This is a genomic window from Luteimonas sp. FCS-9 (genome assembly GCF_001014645.1).
Lineage (GTDB): Bacteria > Pseudomonadota > Gammaproteobacteria > Xanthomonadales > Xanthomonadaceae > Luteimonas.
In genome coordinates, this window is the sequence record NZ_LASZ01000010.1 from 96580 (window position 1) to 120908 (window position 24329).

The window sequence follows — 24329 nt, forward strand, 5'->3', positions numbered from 1 at the left end:
TGTCCAGCCCTTCAACCAGCCGAAGCGCTGTTCGCCACCACCTTGACGCCCGCTTCCCCACCCCCGCGCGAGCATCCGGGCAACGCGACGGGGCCCACGCATGCACATCCTGATCACCGGCGGCAGCGGTTTTCTCGGCGGCGCGCTGACCGGCGCGCTGCAGCGCGACGGCGCGCGTGTGACCTGGCTCTCGCGCCGGGCCTCGACACCGGCCCCGGCCGGCGTCGAGGTGCGCGACTACGCCGCGCTGTGGTCGGACGACCGTTTCGATGCGGTCGTCAACCTCGCCGGCGCCGGGATCGCCGACCGCCGCTGGAGCCCGGCGCGCAAGCAGGTGCTGCGCGACAGCCGGGCGATCCCCACGCGCGTGGTCGTCGACTGGATCCGTTCGGTGCACGCGCCGCCGCGGGTGCTGCTGAGCGGTTCGGCGGTCGGCTGGTACGGCGCCCAGGGCGACGCGCCGCTGGACGAGGACGGCGCGCCGCACGACGAATTCCAGCATCGCCTGTGCGAGGAATGGGAAGCGGCGGCGCGCGCCGCCGAGGACCGGGTGCCGGTCGTGCGGCTGCGGACCGGCGTGGTGCTGCATCCCGACGGCGGCATGCTGCAGCGGCTGCTGCCGCCGTTCCGGTTCGGCCTCGGCGCGCGACTCGGCGACGGTCGGCAGATGCTGAGCTGGATCGCGCGCGAGGACTGGGTGTCGGCGGTGCTCGCGCTGCTGCATGCGCATCTGCGCGGCGACGCGCAGGCGCCTGTCGGCGCGTTCAATCTCACCGCGCCCGAGCCCGTCGACAACACCGGCTTCACCCGCGCGCTGGCCGATGCCTTGCGGCGTCCGGCGCTGCTGGCGGTGCCGGCGCGCGCACTCGCGCTGGGCCTGGGCGAGATGGCCACCCTGCTGGTGGACGGCCAGCGCGTGCTGCCGGCGCGGCTGCTGGCGTCCGGGTTCGCGTTCGCCTGGCCCCGGCTGGGGCCGTACCTCGACGCCGAACTGCGCTGAGCGCAGCGACCTGCTCAGCCCGGCTGCGACGCCGGGGGCGCGGCGGCCTCGCTGCCCGGCCGCACGGGACGGAACGGCGGCGTCGACATGACCATCTCGGCCAGCGAGTAGGCCAGTTCGCGCTCGGCCAGCACCGCGCCGTCGGCGCCGTGCTCGAGCAGGTGGCGCACCTCGCCGTCGCTGTGCGCGCGCGCCAGCACGGTGATGCCCGGGTTGATGGCCTTCATGCGCTCGATCGCCTCGCCCGCCTCGAGTGCCTGCGGGATCGCGAAGATCGCCAGCGCCGCGCGCTCGGGTGCGGCGTCGCGCATCACCGGCTCGGAGGCGACGTTGCCGCGGACCACGAGCAGGCCGCGGTCGCGGGCCTTGCGCACCAGATCGGGATCGTCCTCGACGATCACCAGCGGCACCTCGCGTTGCTGCAGCAGCTCGGCCAGCTGGCGGCCGACGCGTCCGTAGCCGACCAGGATCGCGTGGCCGCGCAGGTCGGCCGGGATCGCCTGGATCGGCTGCGCGGGCTCGGGCGCCGCCGCTGCGGCCGCCGCGGCGCGCCGCGCCTGCCAGCTGTCGAGCAGGCCGAAGATCAGCGGGTTGGCCATGATCGAGATCAGCGCGCCGGCGAGCACCAGCGAGCGGCCGTCGGGCGGCAGGATCTCCAGCGCCACGCCGAGCCCGGCGATGATGAAGGCGAATTCGCCGATCTGCGCCAGGCTGGCGGAGATCGTCAGCGCCGTGCTGGTCGGGTGCTTGAACGCACGCACGATCAGGAACGCGGCCGCCGACTTGCCGAAGATGATGATCAGCGCCGTCGCGAGCACCTGCCAGGGGTGCACCAGCAGGATGCGCGGGTCGAACAGCATGCCGACCGACACGAAGAACAGCACCGCGAACGCGTCGCGAAGCGGGAGCGAGTCGTTCGCGGCCTTGTGGCTGAGCTCCGATTCGTTGAGCAGCATGCCGGCGAAGAACGCGCCGAGCGCGAACGACACGCTGAAGATCGCCGCCGAGCCGAACGCCACGCCCAGCGCGATCGCCAGCACCGACAGCGTGAACAGCTCGCGCGAGCCGGTACCGGCGATGCGCTCGAGGATCCACGGGATCACCCGGCGGCCGACCAGCAGCATCACCGCGACGAACATCGCGACCTTGAGCAGCGTCCAGCCCACGCTCAGCAGCACCGAGCCGACCGTCGTCTGTTCGCCGCCGCTGTTGTGGACCACGTCGGCCAGCACCGGCATCAGCACCAGGGCGATCACGCAGGCCAGGTCCTCGACGATCAGCCAGCCGACCGCGATCTTGCCGCGCGTGGTGTCGAGCAGCCGCCGCTCCTCCATCGCCCGCAGCAGCACCACGGTGCTGGCGGTCGCGAGCGCGAAGCCGAAGACGATGCCCTGGACCGTCGGCCAGCCCATCAGCGCCGCCAGGCCCCAGCCCAGCAGGGTCGCCACGGTGATCTGGGTCAACGCGCCCGGGATCGCGATCGACTTCACGTCGAGCAGGTCCTTGAGCGAGAAATGCAGGCCGACGCCGAACATCAGCAGCATCACGCCGATCTCGGCGAGCTGGTCGGCCAGCGCCTGATCGGCGACGAAGCCGGGCGTGTACGGGCCGACGAGGATGCCGGCGACCAGATACCCGACCAGCGGCGAGAGCCGCAGGCGGTTGGCGAGCGCGCCGAACACGAACGCCATGCCCAGGCCGACGGCGACGATGTTGATCAGGTCGGTGTTGTGCGGCATCGGGGAAGGGCGCGAAATCGGTCGTGCAGTGTCGCCGACGCGTCGTGACGCGGGCAAGCGGCGCGATGTCCGGTTGTCCGCCGGTCGGATTGCCTGCAGACGCGCTTGCGGGCGATCGGGCTATTCCCCCGCAGGCGCGCGATACCGGATCATCCCTCCTGTAGGAGCGCGCTTGCGCGCGATTGAGGTTGTCCCGTCGAAGCCCCATCGCGCGCAAGCGCGCTCCTACGGTGAGGTATCCGTCGCGCCTAGGGGACGATGCCCCGGCGGGCCGGGGCATCGTGGCGCCCGCGATCACGGGCGCCGCGTCACCAGGTGTAGGCGATCTTCGCGTAGCCGAACGCGCCGCCGAAGCCGAACGGCGACAGGTTGCTGTACGGGAACTGCCCGTTGGTCGAGTTGCCGAAGATGTTCTCGTCCGGGTACTCGTTGAGCACGTTGTCGGCGCCCAGCGTCAGCGCCCAGTTGTCGCCCGGCTTGTACGTCGCCGAGACGTCGACCAGCCACTTGGCCCCGTACTTCTGGTCCAGCGCCGGGTTGTTGGGCGTGGTGCGCACGCTGCCGTAGCGTGTGGTCGACAGCGAGAAGCCCCAGTCGGCGGCGTTCCAGGTGCTGGCCAGCAGCAGCTTGTTGCGCGGGAAGCCCTGCTCGATGCGGCCGGCCTCGACGCGGTCGATGCGCTCCAGATCCACGCCGATCGCCTCGAGCGCGGCCGGGTTGTCGGCGATGCGGGTGATCTCGGTCTTGGAGTGGTTGTAGCCCGCGGTCAGGTCGAGGCTGCCGGCCGCCAGGTCCCAGCGGTAGGTGCCGACCACGTCCACGCCGCGGGTGCGGGTGTCGATGGCGTTGGTGAAGTAGCGCCCGCCGTTGACGCCGGTGATGCCCTGCGACTCGAGCAGCGCGCGCACCGCATCGCCGGTCAGGTTCGACGACAGCGCGATGCGGTCGTCGACGTCGATCTGGTACGCATCGACGGTGACGTAGAGGTTGTCGACCGGCTGCAGCACCAGGCCCAGGCTGTAGGACAGCGATTCCTCGGGCCTGAGCGGCTCGGCGCCGAAGGCCTGCGCGACCGCGCTGCTGGCCGGGAAGGTGCGGATCTCGAACGGCGTGGCGATGCCCGGCAGGAACACCGTGCTCACGGTCTGGAAGTACTGCTGGGCCAGCGAAGGCGCGCGGAAGCCGCTCGACACCGTGCCGCGCAGCGCGACCGCGTCGGTGAACGCGTAGCGCGCCGACAGCTTGCCCGACAGCTGGCTGCCGAAATCGTCGTAGTCCTCCCAGCGCGCGGCCAGGCCGCCGGAGAACTTCTCGGTCAAGTCGGCCTCCAGGTCCGCGTAGAGCGCGTGGCTGTCGCGGTCGTAGGCGCCGGCGATGCCGGGCGCGAACCCGCCGAAGCCCTGCGCGCCGGCCCCTGCGCCGGGCACGCCGGCACCCGCATCGATGTACGAGCCCGGTTCGCCCGGCGACTGGTTCCACTTCTCGTTGCGGCCCTCGGCGCCGAAGGCCAGCGTCACCGGATAGGCCAGGCCCCAGTCGAACTGCCGGCTGACGTCGAAGTTGACGATGTTCTGCGTGGTCTCCAGCGCGCCGTCGTAGAAGGACGTCGGCGAGTCGGGGCCCAGGCTCGCGTTGAGCGAGTTGCGGGTGTAGAACTCCAACCGGTTGTAGCCGTAGTTGTAGCTCAGGTCCCAGTTCCACTCGCCCGCGGTGTGGCCCTTGAGGCCGGCGACGATCGAGCGGTCCTTGGAGATGTTGTTGATCTCCGGCAGGAAGCCGTCGGGGTGGATGCTGCGGATGTTCTGGGTCGGGTTGGCCGGGGCGCGGAAGAACGCGAATGAGGTGACGTCGCGGTTGCTGGCCGTGCCGAAGCCGTAGAGGCTGATCGCGTCGGTCAGCGCGATGTCGGTGTTGAAGCCGACCGCGCCGAAGTCGACTTCCGGCTCGCCGATCACGAACGCCTTCTGGCCGAGCGCGGGCTGGGTCGGGCCCGGGGTGCCAGCGAACGGGCGCGCCCGGTTGGTCGCCTCCTGCTGGCCGACCTGGGCCGACAGGTGCAGGAAGCCGCGCTCGCCCAGCGCCAGGCCGGTGTCGCCGGCGATCTGGTGCTGGGTGCCGTCGCCGGCCGAGTACTGGCCCAGGTTCACCGCCAGGCTGCCGCCCTGCGAGGCGCCCTTGAGCACGATGTTGACCACGCCGGCGATCGCGTCCGAGCCGTACTGCGCCGAGGCGCCGTCGCGCAGCACCTCGACGCGCTCGATCGCCGAGACCGGGATCGTGTTGAGGTCGACCGGGGCCGAGCCGCGGCCGATCGTGCCGTTGAGGTTGAGCAGCGACGAGGCGTGCCGGCGCTTGCCGTTGACCAGCACCAGCACCTGGTCGGGCGAGAGGCCGCGCAGCTGCGCCGGGCGGATCGCCGAGGAGCCGTCGACCAGCGCAGGTCGCGGGAAGTTCAGCGACGGCAGCGCGCGCGCCAGCGCGGTCGCCAGTTCGGTCGTACCGGTGGCCTGCAGCGACTCCGCAGTGATGATGTCGATCGGCGACTGCGACTCGGCGACCGTGCGGTCGCTGACCCGTGTGCCGGTGACGATCAGCGTGTCGAGGGTGGAGGTGCGCGTCTGGGGGCCGGCGTCCTGCGCGAGCGCGGCGGGGGCGACCGGCAGCAATGCGGCGAGCACGGCAAGGGTGAGGCGATGGCGGGGCATGGCGGACCTCGATCCGGGGGAGGGCAGGTGTTAATGGCGATTTAACAGGCGTGTTTCAAAGGCGTCAATGCAGCCAGGAATAGGTTTCGATTGTTCCTTTTTTGGGACGATCGCATTCATCCCGGGGGCGCGGGGCCGGGGTCCTGTAAAATCGGTGGATGATCTCCTTCAAGAATTTCGCCCTGCGGCGCGGCGAACGCCTGCTGCTGTCCGACGTCGACCTCACGCTGCACTCGGGCTGGCGCGCCGGCGTTGTCGGCCGCAACGGGGCCGGCAAGTCCTCGCTGTTCGCGGCCGTGCGCGGCGAGGTCGAGGCCGACCGGGGCGACCTCGACCTGCCCAACCGCGTGCGCGTGGCGAGCATCGCCCAGGAACTGCCGTCGCTGCCCGATCCGGCGATCGAGTTCGTGCTCGGCGGCGATGCCGCGGTGTCCGAGGTGCTCCGGGCCGAGGCCGCCGCGATGGCCGCCGAGGACTGGGAAGCCGTCGCCGAGGCGCACGTGCGCATGGCCGAACTCGGCGCCTACGACGCCACCGCGCGCGCCGGCAAGCTGCTGCACGGCCTGGGCTTCCCGGCCGAGACCCACCAGCGCGCGGTCGCGACGTTCTCCGGCGGCTGGCGCGTGCGCCTGAACCTGGCGCGCGCGCTGATGACGCCCAGCGACCTGCTGCTGCTCGACGAGCCGACCAACCATCTCGACCTCGACGCGGTGCTGTGGCTGGAGCAGTGGCTGCTCAAGTACCCCGGCACGCTGCTGCTGATCAGCCACGACCGCGAGTTCCTCGACAACGTCTGCACCCACACGCTGCACCTGCACGGCGGCGGCGCGAAGCTCTACACCGGCAACTTCACCGCGTTCGAGCGCCAGCGCGCCGAGCAGCTGCGCCTGCAGCAGATCACCCACGAAAAGACCCAGGCCGAGCGTGCGCACCTGCAGAAGTTCATCGACCGCTTCAAGGCCAGCGCGGCGAAGGCCAAGCAGGCGCAGTCGCGGGTCAAGCGCCTGGCCAAGCTCGCCGACACCGAGGCGGTGCGCGCCGAACGCGAGGTGCGGATCGACTTCCCGCAGCCGCTGAAGCTGCCGCACGCGCTGCTGCGGATCAACGACGGCGTCTGCGGCTATGCCGCGGGGGGGCGGGATCCGGGATTCGCGAATCGGGATTCGGAAGCGCGGGCTGTCTCCAATCCCCAATCCCCGATCCCCGATCCCGGGGCGAAGGCCCACGTCGTCATTCTCGACGACGTCGGCTTCGGCCTCGAGGCGGGCGACCGCATCGGCCTGCTGGGCCCCAACGGCGCCGGCAAGTCGACGCTGGTCAAGTCGCTGGTCGGCGATCTGCCGCTGCTGGCCGGCGAGCGGTACGCGCACCCGGATCTGCGGATCGGCTACTTCGCCCAGCACACGGTCGAATCGCTGGTCGCGGGCACCTCGCCGATCGACCACCTGCGCGAGCTCTCGCCCAACGTCGCCACCCAGGCGTTCCGCGATTTCCTGGGCAAGTGGAGCTTCCCCGGCGACCGCGCGTTCGAGAGCATCGACGGCTTCTCGGGCGGCGAGCGCGCGCGGCTGGCGCTGGCGCTGATCGCCTGGCTGCAGCCCAACGTGCTGCTGCTCGACGAACCGACCAACCATCTCGACCTGGAGATGCGCGAGGCGTTGGCCGAGGCGCTGAGCGACTTCCCCGGCGCGATCGTGCTGGTCTCGCACGACCGGCACCTCATCGGCCTGGTCAGCGACACCTACTGGCGGGTGGCCGACGGCGCGGTCGTGCCGTTCGACGGCGACCTCGACGAGTACGCGGCGTGGCTGCGCGCGCGCGGCAACGCCGGCGAGCTGCGCACGCCTGCGGCCACCCCGGTCGCCGAGGCCGCGCCCGCGCCGCCGGCCCGCCAGGCGCCGCGCGCGAAGGTCAATCCGCACCGGCTGCAGAAGGTCGAGTCGCGGGTCGCCGAGCTCGAGGCCGAACTGGCGCGGATCGAGGCCGCGCTGGCCGAGCCGGCGACCTACACCGACGGCCCGCGCGTGGCCGAACTGGGGCAGCGGCAGGCGGCGCTGCGCGGCGAACTGGACACCGCCGAGGCCGAGCTGCTGGCGCTCTACGACGCCTGAGGGCCCGCTCGGGTCGCCCCGGGTTGCCGGTGCGCGGCGTGGCCGGGTAGGGTGGCGCGATGAACCGACTCCTGATCCCGACCGCCCTGTCCGCCGCCGTGCTGCTCGCCGCCTGCGGCAACACCGAACCGCCCGCCGACACCCGTCCGCCGCCGGCCAACCCGACCGCCGACGCCGCTGCGGCGGCCGCCGCCGAGGAAGCCGCGCGCGAGCGCGTGCCCGCCGATGCGTTCCTGGCCGCGATCGCCCGCCACTGCGGCGAGGCGTTCGCCGGCCGCATCGTCGCCAACGAGCCGGCACCCGCGCCCGACGCCGCGCCCGATCCGTTCGAGGGCAAGGAGCTGGTGATGCACGTGCGCGGCTGCAGCGACAAGGCGCGCGAACTGCGGATCCCGTTCCACGTCGGCGACGACCATTCGCGCACCTGGATCCTGACCCGCACCGAGCACGGCCTGCAGCTCAAGCACGACCACCGCAAGCCCGATGGCAGCGACGATCCGTTGACGATGTACGGCGGCGAGACCCAGAACGCAGGCACCGACCAGCGCCAGGAATTCCCGGTCGACGCCGAGTCTGTCGCGCTGTTCGAGCAGCAAGGCCTGGCCGATTCGGTCACCAACACCTGGGCGATGGAGATCCATCCCGGCCAGCGCTTCGTCTACGAGCTCACGCGCCCGGGCGGCCGCAAGTTCCAGGTCGAGTTCGACCTGACCAAGACCGTCGCCGCCCCGCCGACGCCCTGGGGCTACTGACCGCCCGCGCAAGGCGGCCGCGGGCGACCGGTCACGGCGCCCGTGCCGGCACGAGCGCCCGCTGCGCCTGCAGCCAGAGCCGGAACTGCTTGAGCGGCGGCGGTTCGGGCCGCGAGCGCAGCCGGGTCAACCAGTAGCGACCGAGCGCGATGCCGGTCTCGAAGGGCTGCACCAGCCGGCCGTCGCGCAGTTCGCGCTCGAACATCGCCAGCGGCAGCAGCGCCACGCCGGCACCGGCCGCCGCGGCACCGGCCAGCGCCAGCGAGGAATCGAACACCGGCCCGCGCGCCTCCGGGCCGGCGGCGCCCGCCGCCGCCAGCCAGCGCGGCCATTCGTCGGTGCGGTAGGAGCGCAGCAGCGTCGTGCGGTCGAGGTCGTGCGGCGTCGCCAGCCTGCGCGCGAGCGTCGGCGCGCAGACCGGGGCGAACAGCGTGTCGACGACCGGCGTGCAGGCCAGGCCCTGCCAGTCGCCGTCGCCGAACCGCACCGCCGCGTCCAGCCCTTCGCTGGCCAGGTCGATGCGGTTGTTGTGGGTCTGCAGGCGCAGCTCGACCTGCGGGTGGGTGGCCTCGAACGCGGGCAGCCGCGGCAGCAGCCAGCCGGTGGCGAACGTGCCGACGATGCCCAGGCTCAGCACCTCGCGCGTCGCGGTGCCGCTCGCGCGCTGCACCGCTGTCGCGATGCGGTCGAAGGCGTCGTTGAGCACCGGATAGAGCGCCGCGGCCTCGTCGGTCAGCGCGACGCCGCGCGGCAGGCGGTGGAACAGCCGGACGCCGAGCCGGTCCTCCAGGCCGCGGATCTGGTGGCTGAGCGCGGCCTGGCTCACGCACAGCTCGAGCGCGGCGCGGGTCAGGTTCTGGTGGCGCGCGGCCGCCTCGAAGGCGCGTAGCGCATTGAGCGGCAACGGCGGGCGGGACATGGGCGCAGGGATGAGCGGGATCGATGGATGGTCGCACGGGTCGGCCGGAAACTGCAGGGCGCTGCAGGCAGCCATGAGTTTTGATGGGGGCTGGCCTCCGATAAACGCGCTGGTCCGGCGTCCGGGCGCGCACCACACTCGATCGCTCCTGCCACTGGAGAAGAGTCGATGAAGGGAAGACGCGCGTTTCTGAAGGCCACGGGCGGCGCGGCCCTGCTGGCTGCCGCAACACCGATGTTGGCGCGGTCGCGCCCGGATATTCCGGCGAGTCTGCAGGCGGCCGGGGATATCGGGAGCCTGGAAGCGGCCAGCGGTGGACGGCTGGGACTGTGTCTGCTGGGCCCCGACCGCAGACGGGTCGTGGCCCATCGCGCGCGCGAATCGTTCCCGACCGCCAGCACGATCAAGTTCGCGTTGTCCGCTGCCGTCCTGGCGCAGGCCGATGCCGGTGCGCTGTCGCTGGACGACCGGATTGCGGTGCGCGCGCAGGACATCCGGTCGGGCGCCTCGGTGACGGGGCGGCATGTCGGCAAGGACATGACCGTGCGCGACCTGTGCCGTGGCAGCATGGTGTGGAGCGACAACCCGGCCGTCGGGCTGCTGCTGCCGCTGGTGGGCGGCGCGCCGGGCCTGCAGGCGTTCCTGCGCCGGCACGGGGACGCGGACACCCGCACCGACGGCATTGCCGAAGGCGCGAGCACGACCTCGCCTGACACGATGGCACGCAACCTCGCGCGCTTCGTGCTCGACGACGCCCTGTCGCGGCCGTCTCGGCTGCAGCTGGCCGACTGGTTGATCGAGAACCGGACCGGCGATGCTCGGATCCGCGCCGGCATGCCGGCCGGCTGGCGGGTCGGGGACAAGACGGGAGGCATGGCGGGCGTGAGCAACGACATCGCGGTGCTCTGGCCGCCGGGCGGCGGGGTGCCGTGGCTGCTGGCGCTGTACCTGCAGGGCTCGCCGCTGCAGGCCGGCGCGCGCGATGCAGTGCTGCGCCGGGCCACCGAACTGGTGGCGCCGCACCTGGCGACCTGAGGCCGGTCCCCGGGCGCCAATGGCGGGGCGCTGCCGCATCGCACCGGCACGGCGCCGTCCGCATCCTGCGAAAATCCCGCACAATCGCGTCCCCGGCCGGCTTGAAGCGGCCGGGGGCCGACCGCATGTCCGCGGTCCCGATCCTCCAGCACGCCTCCATCAAGTCCTCCGCCATGCCGATCTACGCCTTCCAGTGCGCCGACTGCGGCCACAGCTTCGACCGCCTGCAGAAGCTCTCCGACCCCGATCCCGAGACGTGCCCGGCCTGCGGCGCGACGGCGATCAAGCGCCAGCTCACCGCGCCGGCGTTCCGCCTGGCCGGCAGCGGCTGGTACGAGACCGACTTCAAGAAGGACGGCGACAAGAAGCGCAACCTGGCCGGCGGCGACGGCGCGAAGCCGGCCGGCGACGCCGCGGCCGCGCCGGCAGCGGGCAAGACCGAGGCCGCCACACCCAAGCCCGACGCGAAGAAGGCGGACGCCAAGCCCGCCGCTAAGCCTGCCGCGGCCGACTGACGCTTCCGCCCGGCCTGCCGCGCCGCGCGCAGGCGCACGCGGACCGGCGGACACGGATTACACTATCGGGTTCCGCCCGCCCGGCGGTCCGTCTTTCGTGTATTCCGTGTCCGGAGTGTCCATGCGTACCCATTTCTGCGGCCTCGTCGACGAGGCGCTGATCGGCCAGACCGTCACCCTGTGCGGCTGGGCCGATGTCGCCCGCAACCTCGGCGGCGTCTGCTTCATCGATCTGCGCGACCACGAGGGCATCGTCCAGGTCGTCGCCGAACCGTCGGACGATGCACATGGACGTGCGAGTGCCGCGGGAGGCAGGACGCCGGGAGCGGCCGGCCCGGGCAACGCCGCGGTGCTCTCGACCGCCGAGCAGGTGGGCTACGAGGACTGCCTGCGCATCACCGGGACCGTCCGGCGCCGGCACGCGGTCAACGCGAAGATCCCGACCGGGCAGGTCGAGATCGTCGCGCAGACCATCGAGGTGCTGAACAAGGCCGAGCCGCTGCCGTTCCACCACCACGAGAACCCGGGCGAGGAGACGCGGCTCAAGTACCGCTATCTGGACCTGCGGCATCCGCAGATGCAGCGCCGCATGCGCACGCGCACGAAGCTGGTCAGCGCGCTGCGCCACTGGCTCGACGCGCGCGGCTTCCAGGACATCGAGACGCCGATCCTGACCAAGGCCACGCCCGAGGGCGCACGCGACTTCCTGGTGCCCGCGCGCATGCACCCGGGCGAGTTCTACGCGTTGCCGCAGTCGCCGCAGCTGTTCAAGCAGATCCTGATGATGGCCGGCTTCGACCGCTACTACCAGATCGCGCGCTGCTTCCGCGACGAGGCGCTGCGCGCCGACCGCCAGCTTGAATTCACCCAGCTGGACATGGAGTTCGCGTGGGTGTCGGAGCGCGACGTGCAGGACACGGTCGAGGCGATGATCCGCGACGTGTTCCGCGAGGTCGCCGGCGTCGAGCTCGACGCGCAGTTCCCGCGCATGACCTGGGCCGAGGCGATGCGTCGCTACGGCTCCGACAAGCCGGACCTGCGCATCGACCTGGAACTGGTCGACGTGGCCGAGCTGGTCAGGGATTGCGGCTTCGCGGTGTTCGCCGGCCCGGCCGCCGACGCCGGTGGCCGGGTGTGCGCGCTGCGCATCCCCGGTGGCGCGTCGCTGAGCCGCAAGCAGATCGACGACTACGCCACCCATGCCGGCAAGTACGGCGCCAAGGGCCTGGCCTACATCAAGATCTCCGAGACGGGCGAGGTGTCGTCGCCGATCCAGAAGTTCTTCGACGAGGCCGCGTTCGCGGCGCTGGTGTCGCACGTCGGTGCCGGCAACGGCGACCTGGTGTTCTTCGGCGCCGGCAAGTATTCGACCGTCAGCGACTTCATGGGCGCGGTGCGCCTGAAGGCCGGCAAGGACTTCGGCCTGGTCGCCGAGGGCTGGCGGCCGCTGTGGGTCACCGATTTCCCGATGTTCGAATGGGACGATGAGGCGCAGCGCTACGTGGCGCTGCACCACCCGTTCACCGCACCGGCGGTCGACGACGAGGCCGACCTGCGCGCCAATGCCGCCACCGCGGTCTCGCGTGGCTACGACATGGTGCTCAACGGCAACGAGATCGGCGGCGGTTCGATCCGCATCCACCGGTCCTCGATGCAGTCGGCGGTGTTCGAGCTGCTGGGCATCGGCGCCGAGGAGGCCCAGGCCAAGTTTGGCTTCCTGCTCGATGCGTTGAAGTACGGCGCGCCGCCGCACGGCGGCATCGCGTTCGGTATCGACCGCATCGCCGCGCTGATGGCCGGTACCGACTCGATCCGCGACGTCATCGCGTTCCCCAAGACCACCGGCGCGCAGTGCCTGATGACCGATGCGCCGTCGCCGATCGCCGACGCGCAGCTCGCCGAAGTGCACGTGCAGGTCCGCGCGCCGCGCTGAACGCCCGATGGCCGGCCGCGCCGTGCGCGGCTGGTTGCGCCTGCGCGTTGATCACGATCAACGAAACGTCCACAGTCGTCCCGTATCCTTGGTCGCGACGATTTCCTCCTCCGACAGGACTGCCATGAAGCCCAACGAGCAGGAGGCTGCCCTCCTGGACGCCCATGCCGCGCCGGCGGCCGACCGCCGGGCCAAGCGCAAGGAACTGCTGCTGTTCCTGTTCATCACCGTGGTGCTGTTCCCGGTGCTGTCGGTGCTGATCGTCGCCAGCTACGGGTTCTCCGTCTGGTTCTGGCAGATCTTCACGGGTCCGCCCACCCACTAGTGCAGCCCTCGTCATGGTAGCCGCCGCCACCAGACCGCCCGACCCGCGCCGACGCGCGCTGTTGCGCGGCCGCCTGCACGCCCCCGCCGTCCTGCGCCCGCCGTGGTCGCTCGACGAAAGCGCGTTCGCCGATGCCTGCACTGCCTGCGGCGCGTGCGTCGCGGCCTGCCCGGAGCGCGTGCTGGTGCTGGGCGAGGGGCGCCTGCCGGTGTTCGACCCGGGCCAGGGCGAATGCACGTTCTGCACCGACTGCGTATCCGCCTGCGAGGCCGGTGCGTTCCGCCCGGTCGCCGGGCCGGCCTGGACGCTGCAGGCGACCGTCGCCGACGACTGCCTCACGCTTCACGGCATCGTGTGTTCCAGCTGCCGCGATGCCTGCGGCGAATCGGCGATCCGCTTCCCGGTGACCTCGCGCGTGCCCGCGCCGGTCGTGGCGGCGGATCGCTGCACCGGCTGCGGCGCCTGCGTCGCCGGCTGCCCGGCCGCGGCGATTTCGCTGCGGCCGGCCCACGAGGAGCGTTCCCATGTCTGAACCGCGCCAGGAGTGGCATGTCGCCAGTCTGGTCGTCCGCCACCGTCCCGAGGCGCGGGACGCGCTGGCCGCCACGGTCGGGACCACCGTCGGCCTCGAGCTCGCGATGCAGGAAGACACCTGCAGCGTGCTGCTGCAGGAGAGCGACGGCACCGCCGGGCTGATGGCGAGCATCGACGTCCTGCAGGCGGTCCCCGGCGTGATGGCCGTGAACCTCGTCTACCACCATGCCGAGCCGACGTCCGCGATCGATCGCGACCTCGCGCCGGCCACCGAACGCACAGAAGACACGACAGGAGCAACGGCATGACCAGCCGCCGCGAGTTCATCCGCAACACCGCCATCGCCAGCGCCGCCGCCGCGGCCGGCATGCCGATCCCGGCCCACCTGGCCGAGGCCGTGACCGAGGGCGACGGCCAGCTCAAGTGGAGCAAGGCGCCGTGCCGCTACTGCGGCACCGGCTGCGGCATCAACGTCGCGGTGCGCGACGGCCGCGTGGTCGCGACCCACGGCGATGTGCACGCCGAGGTCAACCGCGGCCTGAACTGCGTCAAGGGCTACTTCCTGTCGAAGGTGATGTATGGCGCCGACCGCCTGACCACGCCGCTGCTGCGCAAGCGCAACGGCGTGTTCGCGAAGGACGGCGACTTCACCCCGGTCAGCTGGGACGAGGCCTTCGACGTGATGGCCGAGAAGTTCCGTGCCGTGCTCAAGGCCAAGGGCGGCGACGGCATCGGCATGTTCGGCTCCGGCCAGTGGACGGTGTGGGAGGGCTACGCGGCCAACAAGCTGATGAAGGCCGGTTTTCGCAGCAACCACATCGACCCCAACGCGCGCCACTGCATGGCCTCGGCCGTGACCGGCTTCATGCGCACCTTCGGCATGGACGAGCCGATGGGCTGCTACGACGACATCGAGGCCGCCGACGCGTTCGTGCTCTGGGGCTCGAACATGGCCGAGATGCACCCGATCCTGTGGACGCGCGTGACCGACCGCCGCTTGACGCACCCGCACGTCAAGGTCGCCGTGCTCTCGACGTACGAGCACCGCAGCTTCGAGCTGGCCGACATCCCGATGGTGTTCAAGCCGCAGACCGACCTGGTCATCCTGAACTTCATCGCCAACCACATCATCAAGACCGGCCGGGTCAATCGCGACTTCGTCGACAAGCACACGACGTTCAAGCGCGGCAACGACGACATCGGCTACGGCCTGCGGCCCGAGCACCCGCTGGAGGTCGCGGCCAAGAACGCGCAGGACCCCAACGGCGGCACGCCGATCGACTTCCAGGCCTTCGCCGATTTCGTCGCGCCGTACACGCTCGAGCGCACGATCGAGATGACCGGCGTGGAACGCGCCTGGCTCGAGCAGCTGGCCGAGCTGTACGCCGATCCGAAGATCAAGGTCATGTCGTTCTGGACCATGGGCTTCAACCAGCACACGCGCGGCACGTGGGCCAACAACATGGTCTACAACATCCACCTGCTGACCGGGAAGATCGCCACCCCGGGCAACAGCCCGTTCTCGCTGACCGGCCAGCCCTCGGCCTGCGGCACCGCGCGCGAGGTCGGCACGTTCAGCCACCGCCTGCCGGCGGACATGGTGGTGACCAATCCCGAACACCGCCACCACGCCGAGGAGATCTGGAGGATCCCGCACGGGATCATCAAGGACAAGGTCGGCTACCACGCGGTGGAGCAGAACCGTGCGCTGCGCGACGGCAAGCTCAACGCGTACTGGGTGCAGGTCAACAACAACATGCAGGCCGGCGCGAACATGCTCGAGGAGGGCTACCCCGGCTACCGCAATCCCGACAACTTCATCGTGGTCTCGGACGCCTATCCCACGGTGACCTGCCAGGCGGCCGACCTGGTCCTGCCCTCGGCGATGTGGGTGGAGAAGGAGGGCGCCTACGGCAACGCCGAGCGCCGCACGCACTTCTGGCACCAGCTGGTGCACGCGCCGGGCGAGGCGCGCTCGGACCTGTGGCAGCTGATGGAGTTCTCCAAGCGCTTCACGACCGACGAATGCTGGCCGGAGGAGATCCTGGCGGCGAACCCGCAGTTCCGCGGCAAGACGCTGTTCGACGTGCTCTACCGCAACGGCAAGGTCGATGCGTTCGGCGTCGACCAGATCGAGGCCGGCTACGCCAATTCGGAGGCCGACGCGTTCGGCTTCTACGTGCAGAAGGGCCTGTTCGAGGAATACGCTGAGTTCGGCCGCGGCCACGCGCACGACCTGGCGCCGTTCGACATGTACCACCGCGAGCGCGGCCTGCGCTGGCCGGTGGTCGACGGCAAGGAGACGCGCTGGCGCTACCGCGAGGGCGCCGACCCGTACGTCAAGCCGGGCACGGGCTTCCAGTTCTACGGCAACAAGGACGGCCGCGCGGTGATCTGGGCGCTGCCCTACGAGCCGCCGGCCGAGTCGCCCGACGCCGAGTACGACCTGTGGCTGGTGACCGGGCGCGTGCTCGAGCACTGGCACTCGGGCTCGATGACGATGCGCATCCCCGAGCTGTACCGCAGCTTCCCCTCGGCGGTGGTGTTCATGCATCCCGACGATGCGCGCGCGCGCGGCCTCAAGCGCGGCGACGAGGTCTCGGTGTCGTCGCGTCGCGGCGCGATGCGCACCCGCGTGGAGACGCGCGGCCGCAACCGGATGCCGCGCGGGGTGATCTTCGTGCCGTGGTTCGACGCCGCCCAGCTGATCAACAAGGTCACGCTCGACGCGACCGATCCGATCTCCAAGCAGACCGATTTCAAGAAATGCGCGGCCAAGGTCGCCGCGGTGGGAGTGGCCTGACATGCGCAAGATCCTCGCCATCGTGTTGATGCTCGTCCTCGCCGCCTGCGGCGACCGCGCGCCCAAGCCCGAGATCGTGCCGCCGGCGCCGGAGGTCGGCGCGCGCGGCAATCCCGCCCAGGACATCGACAACCTGCGCCGCAACGTGCCGATCACCGCCGAGATCACGCCGCTGCCGATGGCACGCGTCGAGAACTTCGACCGTCGCCGCGGCCGCGCCTATCCGATGCAGCCTCCGACCGTGCCGCACAGCATCGAGGGCTACCAGGTCGACAAGAACTCCAACCGCTGCATGCTGTGCCACGCGCGCAGCAACGCCGCGCAGTTCCAGGCGCCCGAGATCAGCGTGACCCACTACATGGACCGTGACGACCAGTTCCTGGCGCAGGTCTCGTCGCGACGCTACTTCTGCCTGCAGTGCCACGTGGTGCAGACCGACGCGCAGCCGCTGGTGGCCAACGGCTTCCGCGACATCGACAGCGTGCTGCGCTCCGAGCGCTCGGAGCTGGAGCAATGAAGGCGTTCGGGCGGGTCGCGACCACGATTCGGTCGTTCTGGAGGACGCTGCGTTCGCCCGCGGTGCACCTGAGCCTGGGGTTCCTGACGCTGGGCGGGTTCATCGCCGGCATCATCTTCTGGGGCGGCTTCAACACCGCGCTCGAGGTCACCAACACCGAGGAGTTCTGCACCGGCTGCCACGAGATGCGCGACAACGTGTTCGAGGAGCTCAAGACCACGATCCACTACAACAACCGCTCGGGCGTGCGCGCCTCGTGTCCCGACTGCCACGTGCCGCACAACTGGACCAACAAGATCGGCCGCAAGATGCAGGCCTCCAAGGAGGTCTGGGGCAAGATCTTCGGCACGATCAACACGCGCGAGAAGTTCCTCGACATGCGCCTGACGCTGGCCGAGCACGAGTGGGCGCGGCTGAAGGCCAACGATTCGCTCGAGTGCCGCAACTGCCACGACTACGACTCGATGGACCTCACACGCCAGGCGGGCCGGGCGGCGCAGATCCACCGCACCTACCTGGCGACCGGGCAGGCGACCTGCATCGACTGCCACAAGGGCATCGCGCACCGGCTGCCGGACATGACCGGCGTGCAGCAGGGCGTGCAGGCGGTACCGGCGGCCGACACCGCGCACTGAGCCCGCCCGGGGCGTGCGGCAGCCGCGACGCCGCCGCATCGCCCGCCGCAGGCGCGGTGCCGGTTGCCGTGCTGGAGGCCGGCCCGGCATCGCGCGACAATGGCGCGATGACCGTTTCCCTTTCTTCCGACGCGGCGCTGGCGCCGGGCTTCGTGCTGCGCCGCGGCGTCGAGGCCGACGCCACGCGGTTGTCCGCGCTCGCCAGGCGCACGTTCACCGAGACCTTCGGGCACCTGTATCCGCGCGCGGACCTGCACGCCTTCCTCGACGAGGCCTACGCCGTCGAGCGGCAGCGTATCGTGCTGAGCCATCCCGACTACGCGGTCTGGCTGCTCGAGCGCGACGGCGAGGCCGTCGGCCATGCCGCGGCCGGCCCCTGCGGGCTGCCGCACGCCGATGTCGCGCCCGGCGACGGCGAGCTCAAGCGGCTGTACCTGGTCCGCGGCCTGCAGGGCGGCGGGCACGGCGCACGGATGATGCGTGTCGCGCTCGACTGGCTGCTGCGCGACGGCCCGCGCACGCTGTGGGTCGGCGTCTGGTCGGAGAACCTGGGTGCGCAGCGCTTCTATGCGCGCTACGGCTTCGACCGGGTCGGCGAGTACCTGTTCCCGGTCGGACAGGTACGCGACCGGGAGTTCATCCTGCGCCGGCCCGCGGACGGCTGAGCCGGACGCCCGCCAGGGCGCCCGGCATGCACGCTCAGGCGACGGCCAGCGTGACGTCGATGTTGCCGCGGGTCGCGTTCGAGTACGGGCAGACCTCGTGCGCGGCTTCGACCAGCGCCTGCAGCTGCTCGCGCGGCACGCCCGGCGCGCGGACCGTCAGCGTCGCCTGGATGCCGAACCCGGCCGGGATCGGGCCGATGCCGACCTCCCCGGTGACGGTGGTCTCGGCCGGCAGCGCGACCTTCTGCTTGCCGGCGACGAGCTTGAGCGCGCCCAGGAAGCAGGCCGAGTAGCCGGCGGCGAACAACTGCTCGGGATTGGTGCCCGGGCCGCCGGCGCCGCCGAGCTCGCGCGGCGTGGACAGGGCGACGTCGAGCACGCCGTCGTCGGACGCGGCGCGACCCTCGCGCCCGCCGGTGGCGGTCGCGGTGCCGGTGTAGAGCACGGTGTCGAGGGACATGCGGGATCTCCGGAAAGCGGGGGCGGCGGAATGCCGGCCACGGATGACACTGTGCACCTTCGGCTGGTACTTTTGGGCATGTGAAGTCCAAGAAACTTGTCCTGGAGTCCTGAGATGGTCGATCGGTTGGCGGTGCTGCTGGACCGTTTCCGGGTGACGGCGGACGTGGACGCGGCGGCGGCCGGCGCCGATGCCGACACCGCCGGCACGCTGTGGCTGGTCGCGTCCGGCACGCTGCTCGCCTACGGCGATGCCATGTCTGCGTTGCCGGCGATGTGCGGTCCGGGCCTGCTGCTGGTGCCGCAGCCGCTGCCCGGCAGCCGCGTCGAGCACGCGACCGGCGCGCGGGCGTTCGCCGCGCGGCTGCGCTTCGAGGGCGGCGCGGACAATCCGCTGGTGCGCGCACTGCCGGCCGCGCTGTGGCTGCCGGCCGGGGACGTGCCGGGCGCGGCGGGCCTGTTCGCGCTGCTGTTCGAGGAAGCCTTCGACGCGCGCTGCGGGCGCGCGGTGTTGCTCGACCGGCTGGTCGAGGCGTTGCTGGTGCAGGTGCTGCGCGAGCGGATGGAATCGGGCGCGCTGCGCGGTGGGCTGCTGGCCGGCATGGCGCATCCGCGGCTGCGGCGTGCGCTGGTCGCGCTGCACGAGGCCCCGGCGCGCGACTGGTCGCTGGCCTCGCTGGCCCAGGTCGCGGGCATGTCGCGCAGCGCGTTCGCACAGGCCTTCCGCGAGGCGCTGGGACAGACGCCGGGCCACTACCTGCAGGGCTGGCGCATCGCGCTGGCGCAGCGCGCGCTGCGCCGCGGTCGCCCGCTCAAGCGCATTGCCGAGGAGGTCGGCTACGGCAGCGAGGCGGCGCTGTCGCGGGCGTTCAAGGCGCAGGCGGGCCTGTCGCCAAGGGCCTGGCGGCAGGCCGCCGGACTGCGCGGGGCCGCGGCATGAGCGGCGGGCCACGGCGCGTGGTGCTGCTGCACGGCATCTGGATGGTCGGCCTGACACTGCGGCGCTTCGCGCGGCGACTCGAGGCCGAGGGCTACGCGCCGGAGATCTTCGGCTATCCCAGCATCACCGGCGGGCCGGACGCCGCGGTCGAGGGCCTGCTCGCGCAGCTGCGACGCGGCGGGCCGGCGCATCTGGTCGGTCACAGCCTCGGCGGCCTGGTCGCGTTGCAGGCGCTGGCGCAGGCGCCGGACGTGGCGGTCGGCCGGGTGGTGTGCCTGGGCTCGCCGCTGTGCGGCAGCGGCGCGGCCGCTGCGCTGTCGCGGCTGCCGATGTCGCGGCTGTACTTCGGGCGCAGCGCCGACATCCTGCTCGCCGGCTGCGCGCGCTGGCCGCCCGGCGTCGAGGTGGGCATGGTCGCCGGCCGTGTGCCGCGCGGGCTGGGCGCGCTGTTCGCGCGGTTCGAAGGGGCGCACGACGGCACGGTGGCGGTGGACGAGACCCGGGCGCCGGGACTGGCCGACCACGTCGTCGTCGAGGCCAGCCACAGCGGCCTGCTGTTCTCGTCGGCGGCGGTGCGTCAGACCGCCGCATTCCTGCGCGAGGGCCGCTTCGCGCGCTAAAATCGCGCCTTCGACGCCTGAAAAGAACGACCATGGGACGAGGACCTTCGATCGAGGCCCGCAAGAACGCGACCGACGCCAAGCGCGGCAAGATCTTCACCAAGATCATCCGCGAGATCGGCGTCGCCGCCCGCGCCGGTGGCGGCGATCCGGCCAACAACCCGCGCCTGCGTGCGGCGATCGACAAGGGCATGGCGCAGAACATGTCCAAGGACGTGGTCGAGCGCGCGATCAAGAAGGCGACCGGCGAGCTGGAGGGCGTCGAGTACGAGGAGATCCGCTACGAGGGCTACGCGCCCGGCGGCGTGGCGGTGATCGTCGATGCGCTGACCGACAACAAGGTCCGCACCGTGGCCGACGTGCGCCACGCGTTCGGCAAGTGCGGCGGCAATCTCGGCACCGACGGCTCGGTCGCCTTCATGTTCAAGCGCCTGGGCGTGCTGAGCTACGACGCCGGCGCCGACGAGGAACGGATCACCGAAGTCGCGATCGAGGCCGGTGCCGACGACGTCGTGGTCTATCCCGAGGACGGCGCGATCGACGTGGTCACCGCGCCCGAGGACTTCGCCGCGGTGCGCGAGGCGATGGCCGCCGCCGGCCTCGCGCCCGGTCACGCCGAACTGACGTTCCGCGCCGACAACGACGTCGCGGTCGATGCCGAGACCGCCCAGCAGGTCCGCAAGCTCCTCGACCTGCTCGAGGATCTCGACGACGTACAGGACGTGTACTCGAACGTGGACCAGGCCTCGCTGGGCGGATGACGCCCCATGGCGCCGGGCATCGGGAATCGGGATTGGCGCACCGGCGAAGCGGCGCCCGTGGACCTGCGTCGTTTGCGGGAGAGCGCGTGATGGCGTTCGGCGGGCGAGCGGCGGACATCGGCAACCGCCCGGGCCGCGTCGCCGGTCCGCGCGACGATCGCAGCCGTCCGCTGTTGCGATTCCCGATTCCCCGATCCCGATTCCCGGCCACCCCATGACCCGCATCCTCGGCATCGATCCCGGTTCGCAGCGCACCGGCGTGGGCATCATCGACGTCGATGCGGCCGGGCGGGTCGTGCACGTGCACCATGCGCCGCTGTCGCTGCTGTCGGCGGGCGACTTCCCGGCGCGGCTGCGCAGGCTGCTGGTCGGGCTGGGCGAACTCGTCGAGTTGCACCGCCCCGACGAGGTCGCGATCGAGCGGGTCTTCATGTCGCGCAATCCCGACTCGGCGCTCAAGCTCGGCCAGGCGCGCGGGGCGGCGATCGGCGCGGTGGTGCTGCGCGACCTGCCGGTGCACGAGTACGCGGCCAGCGAGATCAAGCTCGCGGTCGTCGGCCGCGGCAGCGCCGAGAAGGGCCAGGTCCAGCACATGGTCGGCCTGATGCTCGGGTTGACCGGCAAGCTGCAGGCCGATGCCGCCGACGCGCTGGCGGTCGCGATCACCCATGCCCACGTCCGCGCGAGCGCGCAGCGCATCGGTGTCGACGTGCGCCGGGCCTGGAGCCGCAAGTGACGCAACGTCCCGGCATTCCGCAGCCGTCGCGCGGGCGCCGCTGCCCCTTCGAGCACACTGGAGACCTCGCCCCATGATCGGAAGACTCCGCGGCAAGCTTGCGCACAAGGCCCCGCCGTGGCTGGTCGTCGACGTCGGCGGCGTGGGCTACGAGCTCGAGGCGCCGATGAGCACGTTCTACGACCTGCCCGAGGTCGGACGCGAGGTCGCGCTGTTCACGCACTACGCGCACAAGGAGGACAGCGTCTCGCTGTACGGCTTCCTGCACGAGTCCGAGCGGCGGCTGTTCCGCGACGTGCAGAAGGTCAGCGGCATCGGCGCGAAGATCGCGCTGGCGGTGCTGTCGGGCGTCAGCGTCGACGCGTTCGCGCAGCTGGTGCAGGCCGGCGACGTCACCGCGCTGACCCGGATCCCCGGGATCGGCAAGAAGACCGCCGAGCGGATCGTGGTCGAGCTGCGCGACCGCGCCGCCGACCTCGCCGGCGCGGGCGGGGCCGTGGGCGGCGGCACCGGTCCGGCCGACCCGCTGTCGGAGGCGACGGTCGCCCTGCAGCAGCTCGGCTACAAGCCGGCCGAGGCCGCCAAGATGGCCAAGGCCGCGGCGCGTGACGGCGACCCGGCGGAAATCATCATCCGCAAAGCGCTACAGTCCGCGCTTCGCTGAGCCCCCCACGCCCGCCAGGGCCATCGTCATGACCCATTCCACACGCCAGGCCGCGCCTGGCCCGCGCAGCCAACCGTCCGGCCATGGGCACGGCCAGGTCGGCCTGGCCGGCCTGATCGCCGGCGCGATCGGCGTCGTCTTCGGCGACATCGGCACCAGCCCGCTGTACACGCTGCGCGAGGCGTTCTCGCCGCACTACGGCCTCATCGCCGACCACGACACCGTGCTCGGCGTGCTGTCGATGATCTTCTGGTCGCTGACGCTGGTGGTGACCTACAAGTACGTCACGATCATCCTGCGCGCCGACAACGACGGCGAGGGCGGCATCATGGCGCTGATGGCGCTGGCCCAGCGCAGCCTGGCCAAGGGCGGCCGGTCGGCGTACCTGGTCGGCCTGCTCGGCGTGTTCGGCGCCTCGCTGTTCTTCAGCGACGGGGTCATCACCCCGGCGATCTCGGTGCTGTCGGCGGTCGAGGGCCTGGAAGTGGTCGCGCCCGGGCTGCACGCGTGGATCATCCCGATCACCGTGCTGGTGCTCGGCATCCTGTTCGCGACCCAGCGCTTCGGCACCGCCAAGGTCGGCCGGGTGTTCGGCCCGATCATGGTGCTGTGGTTCGCGGCGCTGGCGGTGCTGGGCGTGCTCAACATCCTGCACGAGCCCGAGGTGCTGCACGCGCTCAACCCGTGGTGGGCGGGACGGTTCTTCGTCGAGCACAGCTGGGGCGGGGTGTTCATCCTCGGCGCGGTGGTGCTGGCGGTGACCGGCGGCGAGGCGATCTACACCGACATGGGCCACTTCGGCGCGCGGCCGATCCGCTACGCCTGGTACTTCTTCGTGCTGCCGGCGCTGATGCTCAACTACCTGGGGCAGGGCGCGCTGGTGCTCGAGGACCCGGCCGCGATCCGCAACCCGTTCTACATCGGCGTGCCCGAATGGGCGCGCTGGCCGATGATCGTGATGGCGACCGCGGCGACGGTGATCGCCTCCCAGGCGGTCATCACCGGCGGCTTCTCGGTCGCGCGGCAAGCGATGCAGCTGGGCTACATCCCGCGCATGCACGTGCGCCACACCTCCAGCGACACGATCGGCCAGATCTACATCCCCGGCGTGAACTGGGCGATGGCGGTCGTGGTGATCGCGTTGGTGCTCACGTTCCGGACGTCCTCGGCGCTGGCCGCGGCCTACGGCATCTCGGTCTCGCTGACGATGCTGATCGACACGCTGCTGCTGGTGGTCGTGGCGCGCGCGCTGTGGCCGCAGTGGCGGCGCTGGGTGCTGCCCTCGTGCGCGGTGTTCATCCTGATCGACATCGCGTTCGTGATCGCCAACGGCGCGAAGGTCCTGCAGGGCGCATGGTTCCCGCTGGTACTGGGCATCACGCTGTTCACGCTGCTGCGCACCTGGCGCCGCGGCCGCCAGCTGCTGCACGACGAGATCCAGAAGGAAGGCATCCGGCTCGATACCTTCCTGCCGGGGCTGATGCTCGCCCCGCCGGTGCGGGTGCCGGGCACCGCGGTGTTCCTGACCGCCGACCGCGGGGTCGTGCCGCAGGCGCTGATGCACAACCTCAAGCACAACAAGGTGCTGCACGAGCGCAACGTGTTCCTGACCGTCGAGACCCTCGCCGTGCCGTACGCCGCGCCGGCCCGCCGGCTGCGGATCGAGCCGGTCGGCGACGACTTCCACCGGGTCACCGTGCGCTTCGGCTTCATGGAAACGCCGGACGTGCCGGTGGCGCTGATGCGCTGCGGCGACGTCGAGGGCGGCATCGTCGTCGACCCGATGGACACGACCTACTTCGCCAGCCGCGAGACCGTGGTCGCCTCGCCGCGGCGGGGCATGCCGGTGTGGCGCGACAAGCTGTTCGCGCTGATGCACCGCAACGCCGCGCCGGCGACCGGCTTCTTCCGCATCCCGGGCAATCGCCTGGTCGAGCTCGGTTCGCAGGTGAGCATCTAGC

At 71.4% G+C, this 24329-nt stretch carries 23 protein-coding genes; 19 read left to right on the top strand and 4 right to left on the bottom strand.

The annotated features are described in order from the left end of the window. Window positions 1-100 precede the first annotated feature (100 nt). Window positions 101-1000, top strand: a complete 900-nt coding sequence (locus tag WQ56_RS10500) for a TIGR01777 family oxidoreductase (protein ID WP_047137061.1) — start codon at window positions 101-103, stop codon at window positions 998-1000. Between the two features lie 14 nt (window positions 1001-1014). On the opposite strand, the gene ybaL is transcribed toward WQ56_RS10500, so the two are convergent. Both ybaL and WQ56_RS10510 read right to left on the bottom strand, forming a co-directional pair. Then, entirely contained in the window at window positions 1015-2739 is a 1725-nt protein-coding gene (gene ybaL, locus WQ56_RS10505; RefSeq protein WP_047137062.1) for a YbaL family putative K(+) efflux transporter, read from the bottom strand. A 308-nt stretch (window positions 2740-3047) separates the two neighbouring features. Next, entirely contained in the window at window positions 3048-5444 is a 2397-nt protein-coding gene (locus WQ56_RS10510) for a TonB-dependent receptor (protein ID WP_047137063.1), read from the bottom strand. A gap of 158 nt (window positions 5445-5602) precedes the next feature. On the opposite strand from WQ56_RS10510, the gene WQ56_RS10515 reads away from it, so the two are divergent. Continuing rightward, window positions 5603-7555 carry an ABC-F family ATP-binding cassette domain-containing protein gene (locus WQ56_RS10515; protein WP_047137064.1) on the top strand — a complete coding sequence of 651 codons (1953 nt, stop codon included), beginning with the start codon at window positions 5603-5605 and terminating at the stop codon, window positions 7553-7555. Between the two features lie 59 nt (window positions 7556-7614). Then, window positions 7615-8307: a hypothetical protein gene (locus WQ56_RS10520; protein WP_047137065.1), complete on the top strand. Its 693-nt coding sequence runs from the start codon at window positions 7615-7617 to the stop codon at window positions 8305-8307. A 31-nt stretch (window positions 8308-8338) separates the two neighbouring features. Here the strand turns inward: WQ56_RS10520 and WQ56_RS10525 are convergent, their stop codons facing one another. Beyond that, window positions 8339-9226 carry a LysR family transcriptional regulator gene (locus tag WQ56_RS10525; protein ID WP_047137066.1) on the bottom strand — a complete coding sequence of 296 codons (888 nt, stop codon included), beginning with the start codon at window positions 9224-9226 and terminating at the stop codon, window positions 8339-8341. 234 nt (window positions 9227-9460) lie between these two features. On the opposite strand from WQ56_RS10525, the gene bla reads away from it, so the two are divergent. The 10 genes from bla to WQ56_RS10575 all read left to right on the top strand — a co-directional run bounded on the left by bla (window position 9461) and on the right by WQ56_RS10575 (window position 18188). After that, entirely contained in the window at window positions 9461-10261 is an 801-nt protein-coding gene (gene bla / locus WQ56_RS10530) for a class A beta-lactamase (protein WP_231583401.1), read from the top strand. A gap of 173 nt (window positions 10262-10434) precedes the next feature. Next, window positions 10435-10776, top strand: coding sequence for a zinc ribbon domain-containing protein (locus WQ56_RS10535; RefSeq protein WP_047137105.1), 342 nt, complete (start codon window positions 10435-10437; stop codon window positions 10774-10776). 121 nt (window positions 10777-10897) lie between these two features. After that, complete coding sequence (gene aspS, locus WQ56_RS10540) at window positions 10898-12709, top strand: aspartate--tRNA ligase (RefSeq protein WP_047137068.1); 1812 nt, start codon at window positions 10898-10900, stop codon at window positions 12707-12709. Window positions 12710-12833: 124 nt separating this feature from the next. Further along, on the top strand, window positions 12834-13034 hold the full coding sequence (gene napE, locus WQ56_RS10545) for a periplasmic nitrate reductase, NapE protein (RefSeq protein ID WP_047137069.1): 201 nt from the start codon (window positions 12834-12836) through the stop codon (window positions 13032-13034). Between the two features lie 13 nt (window positions 13035-13047). Beyond that, window positions 13048-13566: a ferredoxin-type protein NapF gene (gene napF / locus WQ56_RS10550; RefSeq protein ID WP_047137070.1), complete on the top strand. Its 519-nt coding sequence runs from the start codon at window positions 13048-13050 to the stop codon at window positions 13564-13566. Next, entirely contained in the window at window positions 13559-13876 is a 318-nt protein-coding gene (locus tag WQ56_RS10555) for a chaperone NapD (RefSeq protein ID WP_047137071.1), read from the top strand. Before napF ends, WQ56_RS10555 begins: the two co-directional genes overlap by 8 nt. After that, window positions 13873-16371 carry a periplasmic nitrate reductase subunit alpha gene (gene napA, locus WQ56_RS10560; protein WP_047137072.1) on the top strand — a complete coding sequence of 833 codons (2499 nt, stop codon included), beginning with the start codon at window positions 13873-13875 and terminating at the stop codon, window positions 16369-16371. The genes WQ56_RS10555 and napA overlap by 4 nt, the downstream gene beginning before the upstream one ends. Window position 16372: 1 nt before the next feature. Next, window positions 16373-16888, top strand: a complete 516-nt coding sequence (locus tag WQ56_RS10565; RefSeq protein ID WP_082132341.1) for a nitrate reductase cytochrome c-type subunit — start codon at window positions 16373-16375, stop codon at window positions 16886-16888. After that, window positions 16885-17523 (top strand): cytochrome c3 family protein, encoded by a 639-nt coding sequence (locus WQ56_RS10570; RefSeq protein ID WP_047137073.1) that lies wholly within the window; start codon window positions 16885-16887, stop codon window positions 17521-17523. The genes WQ56_RS10565 and WQ56_RS10570 overlap by 4 nt, the downstream gene beginning before the upstream one ends. A gap of 107 nt (window positions 17524-17630) precedes the next feature. Beyond that, entirely contained in the window at window positions 17631-18188 is a 558-nt protein-coding gene (locus WQ56_RS10575; RefSeq protein ID WP_047137107.1) for a GNAT family N-acetyltransferase, read from the top strand. A 34-nt stretch (window positions 18189-18222) separates the two neighbouring features. Here WQ56_RS10575 and WQ56_RS10580 read toward each other — a convergent pair whose 3' ends face one another. Next, entirely contained in the window at window positions 18223-18648 is a 426-nt protein-coding gene (locus WQ56_RS10580; protein WP_047137074.1) for an organic hydroperoxide resistance protein, read from the bottom strand. 114 nt (window positions 18649-18762) lie between these two features. Between WQ56_RS10580 and WQ56_RS10585 the strand changes: the two genes are divergently transcribed. From WQ56_RS10585 to WQ56_RS10610, 6 genes are all read left to right on the top strand, one after another. After that, entirely contained in the window at window positions 18763-19587 is an 825-nt protein-coding gene (locus tag WQ56_RS10585; RefSeq protein ID WP_047137075.1) for an AraC family transcriptional regulator, read from the top strand. Then, on the top strand, window positions 19584-20207 hold the full coding sequence (locus WQ56_RS10590) for an alpha/beta fold hydrolase (protein ID WP_047137076.1): 624 nt from the start codon (window positions 19584-19586) through the stop codon (window positions 20205-20207). Before WQ56_RS10585 ends, WQ56_RS10590 begins: the two co-directional genes overlap by 4 nt. A 32-nt stretch (window positions 20208-20239) precedes the next feature. Further along, window positions 20240-20968 carry a YebC/PmpR family DNA-binding transcriptional regulator gene (locus WQ56_RS10595; protein WP_047137077.1) on the top strand — a complete coding sequence of 243 codons (729 nt, stop codon included), beginning with the start codon at window positions 20240-20242 and terminating at the stop codon, window positions 20966-20968. A 214-nt stretch (window positions 20969-21182) separates the two neighbouring features. After that, complete coding sequence (ruvC, locus tag WQ56_RS10600) at window positions 21183-21704, top strand: crossover junction endodeoxyribonuclease RuvC (RefSeq protein ID WP_047137078.1); 522 nt, start codon at window positions 21183-21185, stop codon at window positions 21702-21704. 73 nt (window positions 21705-21777) lie between these two features. Continuing rightward, window positions 21778-22368, top strand: coding sequence for a Holliday junction branch migration protein RuvA (gene ruvA, locus WQ56_RS10605; protein WP_047137079.1), 591 nt, complete (start codon window positions 21778-21780; stop codon window positions 22366-22368). 28 nt (window positions 22369-22396) lie between these two features. Continuing rightward, window positions 22397-24328: a potassium transporter Kup gene (locus WQ56_RS10610; RefSeq protein ID WP_047137080.1), complete on the top strand. Its 1932-nt coding sequence runs from the start codon at window positions 22397-22399 to the stop codon at window positions 24326-24328. The last annotated feature ends 1 nt before the right edge of the window (window position 24329 follow it).